At 39.9% G+C, this 18,948-nt stretch carries 11 protein-coding genes; 6 read left to right on the forward strand and 5 right to left on the reverse strand.

All coding sequences use genetic code 11. The annotated features are described in order from the left end of the window. The first annotated feature begins 256 nt into the window (after nt 1-256). Nucleotides 257-6,916: an RTX-family protein-10 gene (locus RH40_RS10175; RefSeq protein WP_009601389.1), complete on the forward strand. Its 6,660-nt coding sequence runs from the start codon at nt 257-259 to the stop codon at nt 6,914-6,916. Between the two features lie 36 nt (nt 6,917-6,952). Here the strand turns inward: RH40_RS10175 and RH40_RS10180 are convergent, their stop codons facing one another. Genes RH40_RS10180 through RH40_RS10190 form a run of 3 tightly spaced genes read right to left on the reverse strand, consistent with a single transcriptional unit; the run spans nt 6,953 to nt 9,905 of the window. Next, nucleotides 6,953-8,206: an NAD(P)/FAD-dependent oxidoreductase gene (locus RH40_RS10180; protein ID WP_009601390.1), complete on the reverse strand. Its 1,254-nt coding sequence runs from the start codon at nt 8,204-8,206 to the stop codon at nt 6,953-6,955. Continuing rightward, nucleotides 8,206-9,588: an FAD/NAD(P)-dependent oxidoreductase gene (locus RH40_RS10185; RefSeq protein ID WP_009601391.1), complete on the reverse strand. Its 1,383-nt coding sequence runs from the start codon at nt 9,586-9,588 to the stop codon at nt 8,206-8,208. The genes RH40_RS10180 and RH40_RS10185 overlap by 1 nt, the downstream gene beginning before the upstream one ends. Beyond that, entirely contained in the window at nt 9,585-9,905 is a 321-nt protein-coding gene (locus RH40_RS10190; RefSeq protein WP_009601392.1) for a (2Fe-2S)-binding protein, read from the reverse strand. Before RH40_RS10190 ends, RH40_RS10185 begins: the two co-directional genes overlap by 4 nt. Before the next feature lie 1,137 nt (nt 9,906-11,042). Here RH40_RS10190 and RH40_RS10200 point away from each other — a divergent pair. Beyond that, nucleotides 11,043-12,674, forward strand: a complete 1,632-nt coding sequence (locus tag RH40_RS10200) for a methyl-accepting chemotaxis protein (protein ID WP_009601394.1) — start codon at nt 11,043-11,045, stop codon at nt 12,672-12,674. A 96-nt stretch (nt 12,675-12,770) separates the two neighbouring features. On the opposite strand, the gene RH40_RS10205 is transcribed toward RH40_RS10200, so the two are convergent. Both RH40_RS10205 and RH40_RS10210 read right to left on the reverse strand, forming a co-directional pair. Further along, nucleotides 12,771-13,871, reverse strand: a complete 1,101-nt coding sequence (locus tag RH40_RS10205; protein WP_009601395.1) for an acetate and sugar kinases/Hsc70/actin family protein — start codon at nt 13,869-13,871, stop codon at nt 12,771-12,773. Between the two features lie 748 nt (nt 13,872-14,619). After that, a complete protein-coding gene (locus RH40_RS10210; protein ID WP_009601396.1) occupies nt 14,620-15,054 on the reverse strand; it encodes a hypothetical protein in 435 nt (144 codons plus the stop codon). A 480-nt stretch (nt 15,055-15,534) separates the two neighbouring features. Between RH40_RS10210 and RH40_RS10215 the strand changes: the two genes are divergently transcribed. The 4 genes from RH40_RS10215 to RH40_RS10230 all read left to right on the forward strand — a co-directional run bounded on the left by RH40_RS10215 (nt 15,535) and on the right by RH40_RS10230 (nt 18,831). Further along, nucleotides 15,535-16,743, forward strand: coding sequence for a NupC/NupG family nucleoside CNT transporter (locus RH40_RS10215; protein WP_009601397.1), 1,209 nt, complete (start codon nt 15,535-15,537; stop codon nt 16,741-16,743). 105 nt (nt 16,744-16,848) lie between these two features. Next, on the forward strand, nt 16,849-17,307 hold the full coding sequence (locus RH40_RS10220; protein ID WP_139056875.1) for a DUF3429 domain-containing protein: 459 nt from the start codon (nt 16,849-16,851) through the stop codon (nt 17,305-17,307). A gap of 151 nt (nt 17,308-17,458) precedes the next feature. Next, on the forward strand, nt 17,459-17,926 hold the full coding sequence (locus RH40_RS10225) for a DM13 domain-containing protein (RefSeq protein WP_009601399.1): 468 nt from the start codon (nt 17,459-17,461) through the stop codon (nt 17,924-17,926). A 50-nt stretch (nt 17,927-17,976) separates the two neighbouring features. Continuing rightward, nucleotides 17,977-18,831 (forward strand): mechanosensitive ion channel family protein, encoded by an 855-nt coding sequence (locus tag RH40_RS10230; RefSeq protein ID WP_009601400.1) that lies wholly within the window; start codon nt 17,977-17,979, stop codon nt 18,829-18,831. Nucleotides 18,832-18,948 lie beyond the last annotated feature (117 nt).

The following is an 18,948-nucleotide window of genomic DNA, read 5'->3' on the forward strand; positions in this document are numbered from 1 at the left end:
TAATATAAAGTAATGGAGTTTATTTTTAATTTCTAGATGAATAACTCTTCTGTTTATATATTACGCGAATAAACAATATATAGCTTTTAACTATTTACACAATGTCGTAGATATTGATATTTTCAGTGGCAGAAATTGAAATGGTAATCATTATTATTCTTAGTCTTTTTCTGGTTTAAGTGACGATATTTATCGCAATAATAATTTTTTAATTCACCAACTTTTGTACGGTGAATATTTTTATGAGTTGAATAGAATGACATTAGAGCATCAAGAAAATAATCAAATAAGGTTAGAAGTGGTAAATGATAAGAGTGACAATAACTCTGAATTTACAGCCCAGGAGCAAGAGGTAATCAAAAAACTGCAGCAAGATTTTGATGTCGAGGTTGTCCGAAGTAATAAACAAGCGAATAAAAACTGGAAGTTAAGTGGAGGAAAACTTGATCACTCTATTTATATTGAAGACTTGAGTGACGCTTATGATCTCGTAAGTAAGGGCTTTTATCTCAAAACAGCCAAACACGTTAATCGGATAATTCGAACACTAGGTCGAGGCCGAAGTAAGGGTAATGTCACATCTGTGGTTTCTGGTGGAGATGGCCCAGTACTTGTCATTGATGGGGGGGATGATTTAGCCGTCAGCCTTGAAAACTCAGGGTTACCGAAAAAGCTTGTTTATGCAGTTCAAGCGAGTGCCTTATATCCTGGTTTTATTGCTGTTGTTCATAAAGGATGGCTTGGCGCCCTCGAGGAAAGAAACGAAAAGTCTGAAGAATTTGATGAGCTTAAACAAACTATCGATAGCCTTCAGGATGAGTTAAAAAATACACTAAAGGCAGAACTCACCGCTCATAATCAAATTACTGAGCCAGCGGATTATGGCAACAAGCTCGAATCTTTGGTCAGTCAAATTCAGTTTAAAAAATATTTATTTGAACAGTTTAAAGACCTGAATTTTGTTGATGAAGATGTTCAATCCGTCATTGAACGAATGAATAAACTCACTGACGATGTTGCCAATCATCGCAACCAGATTGAAAAGTCATTGGCGACAAATAGCACTACGGATGATCCTGTTTTAAATCAGCTTTTTGAAGACCTTGATAGTGCCAGTCTTTTTGACCCCAATAGTAGTGAGACACATGATCTAATAGAAAAAATCGCCGAGGTCAAAACGGCTCAAGAAGAGAAATGGCTCAAGTTTATTGACAGCAAAGTTGCAGGGGCCTTCACCGAGTCTGGTCTTGGCTCTATGTATTGGGGAATGATGGCTTTCCAATCAAGAGCCACAATCCAACTTTTAGAGACTCAAGGTTTAACCTCTTTCGCCGAAATGATTGGCAACATGGGAGATGTGTTAAATGTTGTGGGGCAATCACAAATGGTGGTTGCGGGAATCGCTAAAGCGGGGATCGGAATTCACGAAACACACTCACTAAGTGAGTGGCTAAAAATGCTAAAAGAATCGCCTTTGCAAGATTCAACACCCGAATTTACTAAGGTTCAGGGTATGTTGGAATCGTTTGAATCGAGCAAACGTAATGCGATGATCTTAGATGTCTTTGGAAACATCGTGCTTTCAGCAGGCCAACTTGGAATGATTCTGGGAGGGCCATTTGGTGTTGGCATAAGTGCGGTACTCTTTGCTGGTGTGAGTGCAACCATAGGTGGTGTTGGTTTTACACAGGCCGTTGCTCAATATATGAATAAGAAATTTGCCATTATTGAGGAGCCATCGGCAAGAGAAAAGTCGATTTTGTCTGAGAGCGGTGGAACTGAAGATACGATAAAAAAGACGCTATTGGATAGAATTGAGAAACTGTATCAGTTTTCTGAACAGCAAGCTCCCGCGCGAGTTTGGCAGAAAATATACAAGCAGGTCATTAAAAAGCCTCATTATACATCAGAGCAAATTATTGAAAGACTCAAGAAACAGTTCAGTAAAGAGACGCAGAGCTACCATCAGTCCTATCAAAAAGCCCTGGAACAGATAGAAAAAAATCCAGCGCTAATTGAACAAGCTCTGCAGTCAGTCAAGAAGAAAACGCCTGAGGGGCAATGGGATTTATTGCTTCAAATGGGGGGCCATTTGAGGGCGTTAAAATCGGGAGAGTCGTATGAACATACCAGTGATAATCATGGCCAAAAGGTCAGAACACTCTTTGATGTCGCGGAATCACTGGGTTTTGGTAAGGAGCTTGAACGTCGTTTTGTTAAAGAACTGGTTAATAATCCTAATTACTATCAAAGAAATAAGTTGGTCATCTCAGACTATGTAAAAGAAGTTAATATTGTTAAAAGCAAGCAACCATGGAACATTCCTAACCCACTAAGGCCTATTTTCCATGTTGTGGATTTTGTTCGAGGAACTGACGCAAACCCTATTGAACCATTGTTTAAAATAAGCTGGGGCCATAAAAAAACCAAAATACTCAAATTTGATAAGGCTAAGTTACTCAACGATCTTGAGAATAACTCATCATTGACCGCTGAGATGAAAACCATATTGGATAATGTGTTTTTGCACAAAGGAGTGCTTAACTATGTTGGACATGATAAACGTAGTGTGTTTTTGGCGGCGCTGGATGGTTTAGGTAAGCAAATCTTACGTTCAGACGTTATTCGACCTATCATGGTGGGAGCCAAAAGTCAGATAGAGCTTGGTGAATTACTTCGACCAGCCATTGAAGCGCAACAGTCATCACCAAATCGTCTCGGTGTTACCGAGTCTCAGTTAGCCGACGCTTTTTTATTGACGGCGCATCACAGCGTGGAATCAGGAATTGAGTTTGCGAGCAACCAAAAAAAATTGACTGTACTGCCTAAACTGTCCACAGATTTGGACCCGGATGTGCAGGAAAGGGCAGATTTTCGACAGAGTATCGGCGAGGTTGAAGTTAATCAAGGCGAACACTTTAGTGGTAAAGGTGTCTCGCGACTTGTCACTCAACTCAGGGAAACTAAACAAGCAGAAAACATCCAACTCTATCGTTTGTCCGTTGGTGATAAACATTTTTCAATAGTAAAAGATAATCAACATATTACCTTGTATCAGGCTAAAACAGGCGCTACCTACCTGATGCCCAAAATCAGTTCATTGCGAGAGACACTCACAGATTTAGGAGCAGGTAAGCAGCATTGGCAATTGACTGCTGTCGATGTCCCCGAGAATCTATCGCTAGGTGATGTGGCTACCAAGCTCTCTAAACCCTTCTCTCCCGAATGGCAATCGCTTTTAGAAGCAGACAGCCAATTAGGTAAGTTAACAATAAATGATTTGAGTCTGAGTCGATTAGATCTTTGGCTGTTGGGGCTGGCTGATATAAATACTGATATGCGACTATCGGCAAAAGAGATCGCTTCTATCGGTAATATGAATACGGATAAGCACTACGGGCTTGATGCTAAGATGGTGGATTCGTGGTTAAAATCTGGCAATGAGGAGCAAAGTAATCGCACGCTACTTATGCTGGATAAGATCAAGCAGTCGAGTGGGGAACAATTACAGTTGGTTGGCTCAAGCGACTTGTTAGCTAGATTAACGACACGCATTGAAAATATTCGTTTATTGGAAAGCACAGATGCTTCGCTGAGTGCACTGAGTGAGGACTTAGATGTAACGCTAAAAACACTCGCGCGAGTCAATGAGCACTCGGATGGTTTGTATGGGGATCCCAGTGTCCATAGTACTCCGATGAAAAGGTTAGCTGTCGGGATAAGCCGCGCAAATATGGGGTTGATGTTATCTCGTTTGCCAGGCTCCCTCTATCAAATCGGTAATTCGATACACAACGGTCAGTCATATGAAGCCCTCAAAGAAGGGGTAGGGATGACAACCGACCTTCTTGATATCTCACTCGACTTACTCGCAAATAGCCAGAAAATACAGAGCCTTTCCAGCAAGTTTTCCAATGTGGCTGGTAAATTGGGTGCTGTAATGAACTTTGTCGGTGCAGGTGTCGGGATCTGGTATGCGACGGATGCTTTTACCGCCGCTGCAAAAACATCAGGTGCAGAGCGCACGGATAACATCGTAGCTGGCTCACTGGCAGTTGCGGGTACTTTGGTCTCTGTAGCAACCGGTATCGCATCACTAGTTACAGCAACCGCTGGACCTATCGGTGCCGCGATTGGTTTGGCTATTGGTGTGGCACAAGGCATTTATAATGCGGTTCGGATGACCAATGATCTTAGAGCAGCAGGCATCAGTGAGGGCGAAATCTGGCGAGCAGGCGCGGCGGTATTTTTTGGCTTCCCTGTGCCTGAAAGTATCCAAAATCAGGCAGCATACAATCGCGCCTTTGAATCTTATCAAGCACAGAAAGAAAAAAGTCTAGAAGCATTACATGCGGTAGGATTTGATAAAATTGTTTACAGCAAGCCTTATATCGATACGTTGTATGGTAAGGCTAAGATAAAAGAAAGAAATGATTTCTATAACTTATCTCCTGAGCAAATGGAGCAATATAAAGATTATATTCCAGAACAAGATCCGGGAATGATTTTTGGCAATCAACCCGAGCATGCACTGAGCGTAAGCAAAAACGAACAAAACCAAAAGGGAGAGGGAAGAACCCTATTTATGCTTGGAGACGGATACGATGCCGCGCAAGGTGATATGGACAGAAGCAACCTTTTCAAAATTGATGGCTGGGGCAGAAAGCAGCTGTTTGGCGGGGCAAAAAATGACATTTTTGAAGTGGTTCATTGGCGAACAGGGCCTAAATATCGCAACGATAAACCCTCTATTTTGAAGGGGGGAGAAGGTGAAGATACCTTATCGTTGCGCAGCACGTATTCACACCACCAAGACTCAGGGGAAACACAGGGAGCCTACGTTGATTTATCGTTAGGTAATGCAAGAGCTAGCCACCTCAATCATATAGAAGTATCGGGGATTGAGCACGTTATTGGTTCTATGAGGGATGACAAATTTATTGGAAATGATGAGATCAATCATTTCATTGGCTATGAAGGAAATGATTATCTAAGAGGGCACAAAGGTAATGATACACTCGCCGGTGGCAGAGGTACTGATATTTTGCGAGGCGATCAAGGTAGTGATAGTTATATTATTCAGGCAGACGACTTTTTGTCTGATAAGAGTGTCGATACCATCCAAAATTTTGATGACCACTTTCAGAAAAATTGGCAGGAGAAGTACGACTATTTTTACGACTTAGGAATCAGTTATAGAACTAAAGGTTATGCTTATACCAGTGCTGATTGGCAAGACACGCTTAAACGACAAGCGAAAAGACATGCAGACCACTGGACAAAGCAAAAGCAGGGTCAGTTAGGTATACCCGAATACCCAGCACAAGATTCGTTAATTACAAACCTTGAGACAGTATCGGCAGGCCGAGAGGGTGATGATCTATTGCTATCGGTTAATAGCCAATGGTTAGTGTACCAACAGTTACTTAAAAGTCTCAAAGAATTGGACTCACAAAACGTATCAAATGGAGATGAAAATCAGCTTGCAACAAAAGTCCAGCAGCTCATGAATTCTTATGGTATCACCAAATTGTATTCTGTCGGTGAAATAAGTGAGTTGTTAGCGATAGTGAAGAAAAATAATTCGAACTTATCGACTTCCATTGAACTTAAAGAGTTATTGCAACAAGTTCCAGAACAAGCTTCACGCGCAACCACAGTAACAAGAGTGGAAGATTATTTTGTTGGTAGAGCTTATCAACACCTTTCTTTAGTGGATATGCTGGGCAACCAGTATTCATTGGAAACAGAGGCAGATGACCAAGGAAAGGTTTCAATCTCTTCAATGCAACTATCGTCACAAATGGGTGAGGCGATATTGGTTGACTTGGAACACCACATCTTAAAAGCAGAAACAGGTTTATCTCAGAAGCTGATGAGTGAGGATGTCGATCATGTAAAAGGAGCAAGCTCAGCAGACACGATTTTTGGCAACCAAAATGAAAACTGGATACATGGTGGAGCGGGCTTTGATAATTTACATGGTCATGATGGTGACGATGTATTGATTGGTGGTGCAGATGGAGGACGACTCGCGGGGGGTAATGGTAGCGATGTTTATCTAGTCCAAGGTAATGAGTCTCGACTGGTGATAGATACCACATCGACAGATGAGGTGAGAGACACAATACGCTTTACGAATGGTTTGGAACAACTCAGGTATACAAAGTCTGCTGGTAATCTGAAATTTCAATATTTCGATACAGACATAGAAGTTGCTGACTTATCCAGAGAGGCTGAATCAGCGTTTGGGGTTTCTGTCATCAACCAAGATAATCACAAAGAAGGCGAGATGAACTTTTTTGCTGATAAAGGCAAATTGTGTTTAAGCAGTATTAACCTAACAAGTGGTGTCAATGTCGATTATAGTGTCAACTTAAGCCGTGGTGTTGTTGGTTGGGAACAGGACCTGAAATCCATTAAGCCATTTTTGTCAGAGCAGTCTTATGTCACAACCAGTAGTGGGAATGATTTATTAGTTACAGGAACTGGAGTCAACTATTTAACCGCAGGGCTTGGAAATGATACTTATCAGTTAGGCAGTCAGGATGTCTCGCTTGTCTTAGATAACTTTGCTACTGATGGTAAAGTTGACACACTTATGTGGACAAACATCGAAATTGAGAACATTAGTTACAGTCGAGAGGGGCAAAGCCTTGTACTGATCAACGCAGCAAATATAAACCAGCAAGTGATTATTAAAGACTGGTTCGAAGGAGATGACTATCAGCATTTACAGCTCGAAGATAAAAATGGGGATCTTTGTCCAATTACTGCGCCTGATTTGCTTGTTCAAGCGATGAGCACGTTTGGTTTTGAATCAGAAGGTACCCTAGATAATAATGATGACTCTCGGTCTGCTGTTTTACCGGTATTATCTTTGCCAGGAGCGAATAACATAGGCCTTATGGGCTAGAAAAATGAAGAGGGAAGCATAAGCTTCCCTCTTTCGTCACAAGGCATGTTCGAGTTGATAGTTTGCTTTCATTTCTCCTGACGTATTCAGAAAACGAGAATAAGAGAAAGGCGCAATGTCGATTTCTGGTTTCAAGCCTCGAATAATCTGATTCATAACTTTGCCAGTAATCGCTGAGGTAAGGATCCCTGTTCTAAAATGCCCGCAGGCATTAAAATAACCTTCAACACCCGGAACGGAGCCTAGAATCGGTAACTCATCGGGTGAACCCGGCCTCAAACCAGCCCAACAGCGTTTTATGTTCATATCTTTAAGAATAGGTAGTGATTTAATTGCCCCCATACCTAATTGTTTTATGTATTTGATATCATTGGTGACATCAAAGCCTTTTTCTTCGGTAGTTGAACCAATAAGGATCTCACCGTTATCTTTTTGTGCGATATAGCAATCGCTGGTGGTTAAGCATCCGTTAAGAACTTTAGGAAGCTTCTCAGTAACGATTACTTGACCTTTTACTGGAAACACAGGCAAAGGATAGCCTGTTGCCCATTTGCTGATCGTCTCTGCCCAAGCACCTGCTGAGTTGACCACTGCTTTACAGGCTAAACGACCCTGTTCAGTGTTTACAGCAGAAATTCGGTTTCCATCTTTTTCGATGCCGACTATTTTAGTATTAAGAAAAAGCTCGACCCCATTTTGGCGTGCTGCTTCAAGATAAGCTTCATTGAGCCGGTATGGATTCACTTGGTGATCGCAGTCAAATTGCATTGCGCCAATAGCATCAAGAGAAACATTAGGCTCTTGCATGCGCAGTTCGCTTTGTGATAGCCACGCTATATGGTTTTTACGCTCAGGTACCGCTGCCGCTATGTGCTCGGCATACATTTTGTCATATTTATCAAACATGACAAATTTAAGACCAGTTCGCTCAAACTTGAAATCCACGTTGTGGTTTTCTTTTAACTCCTCATACAACGATGGGTACATAGCGTTAGATTGCATTGCCATATCAAAAAATGGTTTTGGCATAATATGTGGACTCATTTGAGGAGTCACGCCGCTGCCGGATTCTTGCATTTGTTTAGACAGTGTTTTGAATAATATCACTCCACACCCTAAGCCAGTCGATTCACCCATAGGCCACAATCCACCAGCTGATGCTCGTGAGGCATTACCTGGGTGTTTAAAATCGACTAGTGCAATTTTAAGATCTTTATTTTTGCTAAGAAAGTAAGCAATAGAACTACCAATAACACCGCCACCACAGATTACAACATCAAATGTTTTCATTAGTTTTCCTCCAAAATCGAAAAGGGAATCGGATCAAGGGGAAAACGTGGTCTGACTAACCCTTGCTCCTCTTCAAATCCTTCCTTGGAGAGTCGATCGTAACAATAGTGTGAGCACACTTTTCCTTGACAATCACCCATGGTAATTCTTGTGCGCATTTTTAATGTGACAATGTCACGGCAGCCTTGTGCGATAGCATCATCGATGGCCTCACGTTTGATTTGTTCGCAGCGACATATAATAGTTTCAGCTTTTGGGAGCGAGAGAAGACCGAGTTTGCGATAACTCGAATTATCAAATCCTTTTCTGAATCGGTAAAAGCGCGCTAAGGTTTTTCTCGCAGTCTTAACTTTTCTTTCTAGTTCAGCATCAGTGAGTTTGCCGATTTTATTTGCGATAGCCCAAGCCGCGATTTTACCTTCTAACATGGCTGCGTCTGCCCCCGCAATTTTTGCGCTGTCACCAGCACAATATACCCTGCTGTTGCTACTGTTCTGATAGTCATCAGTGATAGGAATTGTGCCGTTCATATAGTCATACACTACGTCAAGTCCGATAAGTTGAGCCAGTTGAGATCGTGCTGAGAAACCGTATCCTATACCAACAGTATCAACTTTGTGCTCGACGGCTTGGCTTACATCGGGCTCCCAATCTTTGTTATATGGTGCAACTGTTGCACGATGAACTTGATTTTCTCCTTCAGCATTAACGATTCCCCATCCATAGCGTAAAGGGATTTTATGTTTTTTTAAGTACCACATCATGGACAAGCCATCGAGCGCTTGCTGAGGTCGATTGAGAATCGCAAGTGATTCTTTGGCCAGTGCAGAGAATTCACAAGCTTCATATATTGCTTCAATCTTACAACCTGCTTTATGTAACTGGCAGGCAACTAGAACGAGCAATGGGCCAGTGCCAGCGATAAGCACTTTATTACCGGGCCTTACGAGCCCGCTTTTAATTTGTAGTTGTATCGCTCCCAATAACATCACGCCGGGCAACTCCCAACCAGGGAAGGGGATCGCTCTTTCCTGACAGCCTGTAGCTAATAATAGATAGTCATAATCGACTGTCGATAGATTATTGTCTTTGGCTATGAGTAACTGTTGATCCCCGATTGGGCCCAAAACACGAGTTTGGGACTTGAAATGAATAAATTGCGTATTGTTAATATAATCCTGTTGTAAACGACTTATCGCACCAGTTAGTTTTTCATCCAAATGTGGTAGGCTTTCTGTTTTACGCCAAGGGCCACGGTAGATAACCCCTCCAACTTTAGGCGCTTCATCTAAAACAGTACTGACGATATCGAAACTAGAAAGCTCAGATGCTGCAGACATCCCTGCAGGTCCACCACCTACAATCACAACTTCGTTTTTCATGATAACTTGCCTGCCTCTGTAACATTATTTCTATGGGTTTCAACGTTCATATTAGGTTTTACGAGGGTTTGACATGCCTTTCTCTTGTGCCGCCCATCTACATGTAGCAAACAGCAATGGCATACTCCCATCCCACAATAGGCACCGGAATGTTTCCCATAATCATTCTGCATTAGTTGACGAATATCTGAAGCAAGTAACGCGCTGAGTATACTTTCTCCTTCAATTGCTTTTATTGGTTGCCCATCGACAAAAATAACGAAGGGTTGATCTACACAATGTGTAATATCCTGACTTCTGTTTTCTATATTTTTCATGACCACTCACAATTGTTATTAAAATCTGTAATAAAAAACATAGTCAGTAAAAAAACGCTCTTATAATTAATTTCTCTCTTTTTTTTCGAACCTGACTCAACCCCTCATATTTAGACGTTTTTAATTACTCCAAGATCATTAAAGTCTTTTGTCATTAATTAGAACAAAAAATGATATATTTTTTGCATGATTTAATTCAATTTTTTAAATATTTGTTATGATTTTGTTTAAAATGTTGTGGATCTTGTGAATTTTTTTTTGATACGTCTTTTATTGATATTAATAACGAATTTTTGCTGCAAGTATGTGATTTAATTTCATTACAAGAGATAAATAAATATGAGAATTTTAGGTCTATTTTTATCAGTTCTGTTTATATTTTTTAATAATTCCTCAAGAGCACGGAGTTTAGTTCGGGGGGCTAAGTTGTCTCTTTTCTATGATAAGGGACAAGAACTTCCTTATAAAAAAGTTGATAGTGGCTTTTCAGTGTACTCAAACTCCCTAAATTCGGAGGTAAATGTTGAGAGCGTGGTTCCTGAAAAACCGAAAGCAACTTTGGATTGGAGTGTTTCCGCATATTCTAGTGTGGATTGGATATTTTATGAACGTTTTCGATCGCAAAACACATAAGTGAGAGATTATAAGTCCTCTACATAAAGTCTGTTATACATTCTGAATAACACTAAAAGGGCTTTTGAGGTTCGCCACAACTGAGAATTTGCCGTTCCTTTCATGATGAGACACTTATAAACAAAGCACAGAGCAAGGTTAGAGAAGCGAAACAAGAGTTCAAGCCTATGCGCCAAATTGAGTCCGATATCAACTCAGAAATTTTCTCTCAAGGTGCAGAATTCTCTGGTGTGCTTAACCGCTCATACGAATTGCCAGAATGTAAAGAACGTCTGCGGTAATAAGTTAGGAAGAAGAAGTTGTCGCTTGTTGTAGACCCAATTGTTATGGCACAGATGTTCGCATTCGAGAAAGTAAAACTATATGAACCCGGAAAATTGAAAAATATCATTAGAGTATGTTTTTAGTTGACTTACCTATAAGTTAACAATTTGATATACATCAACGCATGCTTCAATTTTTCGACTAAAATTATTAACTGAACCCCAAATTAGGATCCATTGTATGAATGCTTTGCAAAAATTACCGACGAAAATGCTGATTTTAAGTGCTCTCGCCGTGATTATTTTGGGCTTTGCGTCGGTCGCTTTGCTCGCAAGCCAATCAAACAAAAACGTAATAAACAGCCAGAAAGAAGTTTCCAAAACATACGGAATCAAAGAAAAAATCGACAGTCTTTTGGAAAATATCCTGAATATAGAGACTGGGTTTCGCGGCTATATGCTGACTCAATCAAAAGATTCGCTATTGCCATACAATATTGGCAGTGAAAATATCAATAAAGATATCAAGTTCCTTGAGAAGATTTTTGCGAACAACCCTACAGATGTTCAAACGAAGAGGTTGGAACAAATAAAGAATTTATATGATGAGTGGCTTGCCGCTGAAATCGATAAAGGTATTGCTCTCAGAGCGGTATCTAGTGACAAAGAAGTCCTAGATTTTATTGGTCAAAGCAGGCCGAAATACGTCGATCAGATGCGAGTGATCTTTGACAAAATTCATGATGGTGAGGAAGAGTTTTTACAAAGTAGGTATGTTGCATTAAGTGATTCATTATCATCTTCAGTGGTAAATCTGATCATTTTATCTATCATATGCTGTGTTGTTTCTGGTTCATTCTTGATGTTTATTAATCACTTACTTGGCAAAAATATCACTGAAATGTCTGATGCCATCAAGCAACTAGCGGATGGTGTTCTCAAGCCACTGGAATTGGTGCCGTCTAAAAACGAATTCTTTAAAATCAAAAAAACATACAACCAGTCTATTGAACAGTTATCACAGCTGATTAAAGAACTTACAAGTTCGTCCGACAATACGAATTCAGCTTCTGATAACTTGAGTCAGCTTATGACTAGTACTGCCGACAACACGCAGAATGTTCTGACGAGGGTAGAGAGTATTTCGACCGCGATCAGTGAGCTATCTAGTACCTCTAAAGAAGTTTCGTCCAATGCGGTTCAGGCAGAAGACGAAACGAGGAAGGCGACTGAGAATGTAAAACATGGTAACAAAGCGCTCGATAAATCGATTGTGCTAACTCAGAGCATCAATAATTCGGTACAAGAAACGGCGGGTATGATAGAAGAGCTCAAAAATAGTGCTGTCAATATCGGTGAGGTTACTAACGTTATTAGTTCCATTTCGGAGCAAACTAACTTGCTTGCATTGAATGCGGCGATTGAAGCAGCTCGAGCTGGCGAGCAGGGACGAGGATTTGCTGTGGTTGCCGATGAGGTTCGTCAGCTTGCAGGTAAAACACAAGAATCTACTCAAAATATTCAGGAAATAATATCGAAACTTCAAGAGCAATCAGAGAAAGCCAATAATAACATGATTGCTAACGTAGCCTCTATTCAAGAGTCTGTTGAGCTATCCGATAACGTAAAATCATCTTTTGACGACATAGCAAACTCGGTAGAGGTTATCTCTGGTATAAATACTCTTGTTGCCACTGCCTCTCAGGAGCAATACAGCGTTACTGAGGAAATTGCACAAAGTACAGTAACCATGTTTGATTTGGTAAGCGAAAACGTTGGTGCAGTTGACCAAGCGCAGCGTTCAGCCTCAGAGCTGTCGAGCTTAGCGGAGAAACAGAATAAAGAACTGTCTTTCTTCAAAGTTAAGCAATAGAGTATTGGACTCCATCAGAGAACAAACTTTAAAGAGGAGCCTATGGCTCCTCTACTTTTAGACTTTTGATAAGAAATTATACTTAATTGGACTCCTCTATAGATCCGGTGCTAGGATTGGTCCTAGCGTCCAACTGATTGTCTTTTCGTCTATCTTTTTAACAACCTTTATATCATTATCACCATCACTAAATTCGTATCCCTTACTTAGTAATGTGTGCTGATAAGCTGCATTGTAACAATAAGAGTAGAGGTAAGGGTTAACCTGGTATTGTGTTTGCCCGCTTTCTAATTCGCTCCATTGCTTCGAGCAAAAGTCCTTACCTTTTTCTGCAAGGTTTGAAAGGCTGAAGTAACTGTTAATCCCAAGCTCAGAACTCGTATAATAGTAACCGCTTATTGAGTAAAACGGTAAGCCATGCTGTGGCTTATCTTGAGTGCTAGCTATTGAGTGTGTTTTGTTAATCAGAGGTTCTACTTTAATGGCACATTCTAGAAAGTCTCCCGTTCCTTTTTGACCATTGGGGAGTTCATATCCTACTGGAAAACACGCGGGTTCGTTTAAGTATTGTTTGATGCTGAGATCTTGCCCAAGTCCAAGATAGCTGGTTGATGAAAGTTTGTATTGACGATTTCCAACGTCAACAGTCAATAGATTATCGCCGTCATCACTTTCAAAACTTATTTGTGTTGAGGCACCTCCAAGATCCATAATTCCATGAGTTGGTTCTTCACCTATCAATGCGCCATTAATGTAATTTGCAGTTAGCCATGCATATGCCCCTTCAATCTGGCCGCTGATAGTTCGTACTTGTATATCAGTGCTAGGAAAATGTTCTAGAAGCCAAGCTTTGACGGCTGTATTTATATTATTTCTATTAGTTGAAGAAATTGTGCGCATACCTGCTGTGGAGTAAAAGTAAATATGATTTGGTATTGTCTTTGTTTGGCTAAATAGATCTGAAAGATATTCATCTAGTCTTATATCTTCTATGGTCTGAATTCCACCCTGAAGGTTCCCATACTTTTTTTCATGTCTTATTATAGGCAAGCCATTATTCGAAGGAGAACTGTATTGATACTCATACTCGTATAACCGAGTCCCTGAACTACCAGCATCAACTACAAAAGAACTCTCTGCAAAAGCAGAAGAAGTTAAAAACGTTGCCACTACTAAAGTTAGTTTTTTTATATTCATCAAGGTATCCAAAAATTAAATTCCATATCATTAAGTAAAAGCCTTTTCGTGTTCAGAAGTTAGCCTTCTGACGTTGCCATTATGCATTGGATTGAGTATTGGTCAAATATATATTTAAAGCATTGCATATAATAATTTTTTCTTTATTTTTCGTTATGTTATAACATTAGTTTTTGATGTTTTTTCTAATATTGGTCTGACCAGATTTATCTTTAGGAGTTTTAGTCAAAAGAGGGCTATATCAATACAACCTCAGGGGGTTAGGTTAAGTTTGAATGGCTTGCTTTGTAGATAGTGTGAAGATCTTATGATTAAAAAGTTTCGAGAAAGCTCTCTATTCCTCAGCATAATTTTAAATCAGTGCATCTCTAATGTTCTGATTATTATGTGTTGAGATTAATTGACTAAAGTGATTTTGAAAATATAGATTACGGAGAGGCCGACTGTTAAAAGTTATTATAGGGAGTAGGCTTTAATGTTTGCCACGACTTTGGGGGCTAATATTATGAAAGTAGAATAATTCATTTTGATAGAAATTTTGGCGTAAAAAATAACACAGTAACATGAATTCAATGCGTGAATTAATAATGTTCTACTAGGTATAACAATCAAAAAAGTGGTATTTTTAAAGAATCGCCCAACATTCGTCGTTAACGATTTTTAATTTAGAGACTAAATTGAAAATCGTTATCTTCCCAGTAAAGCAAGTCATGCTCACTGAACCGAGTATTTTGAGGATAGTTGGGTATTATAGTTTTGAATAGTGATGTAATAAATCAGTGAGTGATGTTAACCATTCCAAGGTACTTTTGGGTGAGTCTTTGAGAATGGATTCAACGCATTGACAATGTGTACTCAATGGAACAGCTGACTCTAACTTAAAGGAGACGGCATAAAAATGCCAAAGTAGTAGGCGCTGCATTCTTGCTACATTTTGCTGCTCATTTTTTGAGTTTTCGAATAAAGCGGGCAAAAGGCCTAGAGCGATGGCATTCATCCTCAACATACTATCGAATTGAGCTTCTAATAGTGAATCTTGGTCTTCAGCTTGAACAGAGTCGAAGGTGAAGAGCTCAGTCATCATACTTTCGTCGATAACTCTACTTATTAATCTATTACTCAGTTCTTGCAGTTCATCCCTTGGAATGGAGACGAGAGTGTCGTACTTGTAGTCGGTAGTCATTTAAGACCTCTGTCGTGATATATCGTGACAGATACTATCGTCTCTTTTCTATTGGGGCTAGTTTAATCAATATTATTTTTCGTTTAAGCCAATGACGCTGTTAGCTCCAAAAATTGTCAAACTCAAATATACGTTAGGAACACGTATATAAAACTAGATGCTATTCACCAATACACTAGAAAAATAAATTGTTCTTTTCTTTGCATTTTTGTAAATGTGATATTGATCTAACTTTACTGTAATAAAATGAAAGAAAATTAGTAAAAATATGATTAAAATCACTTATAGGGTAAAAGTTTTTAATCGCTGCTCAAGTTAATCGATTGCATAAAAAAATGTGATGAATATCTCTTAAATGCCGCTATAATCCCCGCTCGGTTGAGGCTGAGTACTCTGCCAATACAAGCTGTCATAGGGACAAGTGAATGACCCCAAGGAACGGACCGGCTACTGTTTAATGCTTGTAAAGGTAAATTCTTAATGAATATCTTATTTGGCCTATTGGGTGTCTTAACACTCATTTTTTGTGCTTTAATACTTTCTGAAAACCGTAAATCTATTAATTGGAAAACCGTTTCTCGTGCTCTTATCCTTCAAGTTGGATTTGCTGCTTTGGTTCTTTATGTACCTTGGGGCCAGTCAGCTCTGACAAGCTTGAGTGAGGGGGTGGCAAAGCTACTTTTCTTTGCCCAAATTGGGACAGAGTTTTTATTTGGTCACCTGGCCTCAGATGGTTTTATATTCGCAGTTCGGGTCCTCCCAATTATCATCTTCTTTAGTGCACTAATTTCTGCCTTATATTATCTGGGCGTTATGCAGAGAGTTATTGAATTTATCGGTGGCGGCATTCAACGATTTTTAGGGACAAGTAAGGCTGAATCTCTTGTAGCGACAGGCAATATCTTTTTATCTCAAGGAGAGTCCCCACTATTGATCCGCCCTTTCTTGGCAAAAATGACGCGCTCAGAACTCTTTGCTGTAATGGCGGGGGGGATGGCATCCGTTGCTGGAAGCGTTTTAGGCGGTTACGCGGGCTTGGGGATAGAGTTGAAATATCTTATTGCCGCTAGTTTTATGGCAGCTCCTGGTAGCCTTTTGATGGCAAAGATTATCGTTCCAGAAAGAGATACGCCAATAGATCAAAGTGACATCGAGATAGACAAAGCTCATGACAGTAACATAATTGATGCTTTAGCAAGCGGTGCTATGAACGGAATGAAGGTCGCCGTTGCAGTCGGTACAATGCTTATCGCTTTTGTTAGTGTCATTGCCATGGCGAATTCAGGTTTGGAGTATCTTGGAGAGCTATTTGGCTTCTCTGGAATCACTCTTCAAGCAATATTCGGCTATCTTTTTTCACCTTTGGCATGGCTTATTGGTGTAGCAAGTGATGAAGTTTTGATGGCTGGCTCCTATATAGGCCAAAAAATTATAATGAATGAGTTTGTTGCATTCAATGACTTCGTTGAACATAAAGAAATGCTTTCTGCGCACACCCAAGTCATTATCACTTTTGCTCTTTGTGGGTTCGCCAATATAGGTTCTATTGCAATTCAACTTGGCTCTATCGGAGTTATTGCTCCCGAGAGGCGTGCTGAAGTAGCAAATTTAGGAATAAAAGCCGTTTTAGCCGGTACACTTGCGAATTTGATGAGTGCATGCTTGGCAGGTATCTTTATTCTGCTTTAATTCCTAAAAATTATGAGATTTATCCCGAATAGAGAACTGTTCGGGATTTTTTTTCGTAACTGCTCTAGGTTTATAAAAGTGATATCAATCTAGAGAGTGATAAAATTGAAAACAAAGCAAAACACGATGTACGGCCTCGGTTATTTGGGCTTGATTCCCTTCATTGTTGGTGTGGTTAGCTACGCAACACAGATAAATATAAAAGAGATTGGTGGTGACCATTTATTTGTTAGTTACAGCATCATAATTTTTACCTTTTTGGCGGGAGTTTTGTGGGGAAATGGGATTTACCAAGCATCGGGGACAGGGGCAAGACTAGCGTTAATTATGAGTAACGTTTTCGCCTTAACGTCTTGGGCCATGCTGTTCATAATCTCGGAGCATAATATTCTGATAGTCACTGGGTTAGCTATCGGTTATCTAGCTATCTGGTTTATCGAGAGGTCTAACAGACATCGTTTTGCAAATAAGTTAGACGAATATGATATGATGCGTTTTCGACTCACAGTGGGTGTGGTTTTTTTACACCTTGTCATGTTGCTTTTCTTGCTACAAAGAGCTTAGGTTCGAGTTAGTTTCTTTTTCCATAGTCGAGTGTGTGAGTCTACTTTGGCCTCTTAACCTGTTATTAATATCAATTTGTGAGCAAATTTTCTTTTATTTCATCTTGAATCATATACATTTATAACAATTGAGCCTTTAAATGAGCACTGAGATGAAAAAAATCGCTTTAGTAATGACACACTTTTTGTGTGTGGGTGTGGGTTTTGGCTTAGGGATATACACTTTGCCTATATTGATTCAGCCAGACTCACCCAGCATGAAGGACGTACAATCTGTTACTAACCATGCACTATATACTGCCGCCTTTCAAAAAGATCGTAAAGATAGTGATTTCCTGCATTGGGGGGAAGGCTCTGTATCAATAGGTGCTGAATACATAGCATTTGTTGGTGAGTTGGCTCCAGGCCCTGATTATAAGTTGTACTTCTCACCGACATTCATTGAAACTGAAAACGATTTCAATAAACAGAAAAGTAAAATGAGAAAAGTAGGGGAGATTAAGACCTTCGATCGCTTTACGATAAAGCTACCTGATGATATGAGGCTTGATGATTATAATACAGTTATCGTGTGGTGTGAAACGTTTGGAGAGTTTATTACCTCAGCACGGTACAAATAATTTATGAATTTGGTATTTTTCTGATTTTTAGCAGTAATTTGGAGTCGTTTGTGGAACAAATTCATCAAGTATTCGATTTTTTACTTAATAATAAGCTCATTTTTACACTTCTTATTATCGTGTTCCTTTCTTTGATAAGGAAGCTAATACTATCTCGAATACGGGGTGATGTTGCGTTTGTCTCTGAAGAGCAACGTAACTGGATGTCTCGTACTAAAAATACTGCGTTTATCATCACGGTTGTCGCCTTGTTTACGTTGTGGCACTCAGAAATCAATCAGTTCGCTCTCTCTGTAACAGCAATTGCTGTCGCTATTGTTGTCGCATCTAAAGAGATCATTTTGTGTTTTACTGGGTCAATACAAAGGGCGAGTTCGCGTTCTTTCCGAGTGGGAGATTGGATCGAGGTAGGAAAAATCTGTGGTGAAGTTATTGAACACAATATGATGGCAACCGTGCTTCAAGAGATTGATCTTCACCATGGCCATTATGACTACACTGGGAAGACAGCAACACTGCCCAATAGTATGTTTTTCACTTATCCTGTGAAAAACTTGAATTTCATGAAACGATACGTTTATCACCATTTTTCGATTGTTGTACCAAAGTTTGTCAATTTGTATCCCCTCATTCCTCTTATGATCGAAAAGATCAATGATCATACTAGTTATTTCTATGATGTGGCTGCCCGTTACAATACCATGATCGAAAAACACGCCGGGGTCGATTTACCGGGAGCTGAACCGCATATGCACATCACCAGCGGAGCATCGGGAGAGCAAATTGTGCATTTTATGCTGTTTTGTCCAACCGACAAGGCTACTCACCTAGAACATAAAATTCGCGCGGATTTTATGGAGGTTTATGAAGCTCATTTTCCATTAGATGAAGAAAAAGACGAGTAATACGTCTGTTTGTTTTGTAATCGCGCATTTACCAGCGTGCTTAACTCGGGAGCCTCAATACTCTCGTTAAGGTTTGAGGAGCCTGCTACCTTGTTGTCGAGGTTTAATTTACATAGC

The sequence above is a fragment of the Vibrio caribbeanicus ATCC BAA-2122 genome, from assembly GCF_000165125.1.
Classification (GTDB): domain Bacteria; phylum Pseudomonadota; class Gammaproteobacteria; order Enterobacterales; family Vibrionaceae; genus Vibrio; species Vibrio caribbeanicus.

Bases quoted from the DNA above. Each gene is read 5' to 3' on its own strand.
- RH40_RS10175 (WP_009601389.1), top strand. From the start codon at position 257: ATGACATTAGAGCATCAAGAAAATAATCAAATAAGGTTAGAAGTGGTA.
- RH40_RS10180 (WP_009601390.1), bottom strand. From the start codon at position 8,206: ATGAAAACATTTGATGTTGTAATCTGTGGTGGCGGTGTTATTGGTAGT.
- RH40_RS10185 (WP_009601391.1), bottom strand. From the start codon at position 9,588: ATGAAAAACGAAGTTGTGATTGTAGGTGGTGGACCTGCAGGGATGTCT.
- RH40_RS10190 (WP_009601392.1), bottom strand. From the start codon at position 9,905: ATGAAAAATATAGAAAACAGAAGTCAGGATATTACACATTGTGTAGAT.
- RH40_RS10200 (WP_009601394.1), top strand. From the start codon at position 11,043: ATGAATGCTTTGCAAAAATTACCGACGAAAATGCTGATTTTAAGTGCT.
- RH40_RS10205 (WP_009601395.1), bottom strand. From the start codon at position 13,871: ATGAATATAAAAAAACTAACTTTAGTAGTGGCAACGTTTTTAACTTCT.
- RH40_RS10210 (WP_009601396.1), bottom strand. From the start codon at position 15,054: ATGACTACCGACTACAAGTACGACACTCTCGTCTCCATTCCAAGGGAT.
- RH40_RS10215 (WP_009601397.1), top strand. From the start codon at position 15,535: ATGAATATCTTATTTGGCCTATTGGGTGTCTTAACACTCATTTTTTGT.
- RH40_RS10225 (WP_009601399.1), top strand. From the start codon at position 17,459: ATGAAAAAAATCGCTTTAGTAATGACACACTTTTTGTGTGTGGGTGTG.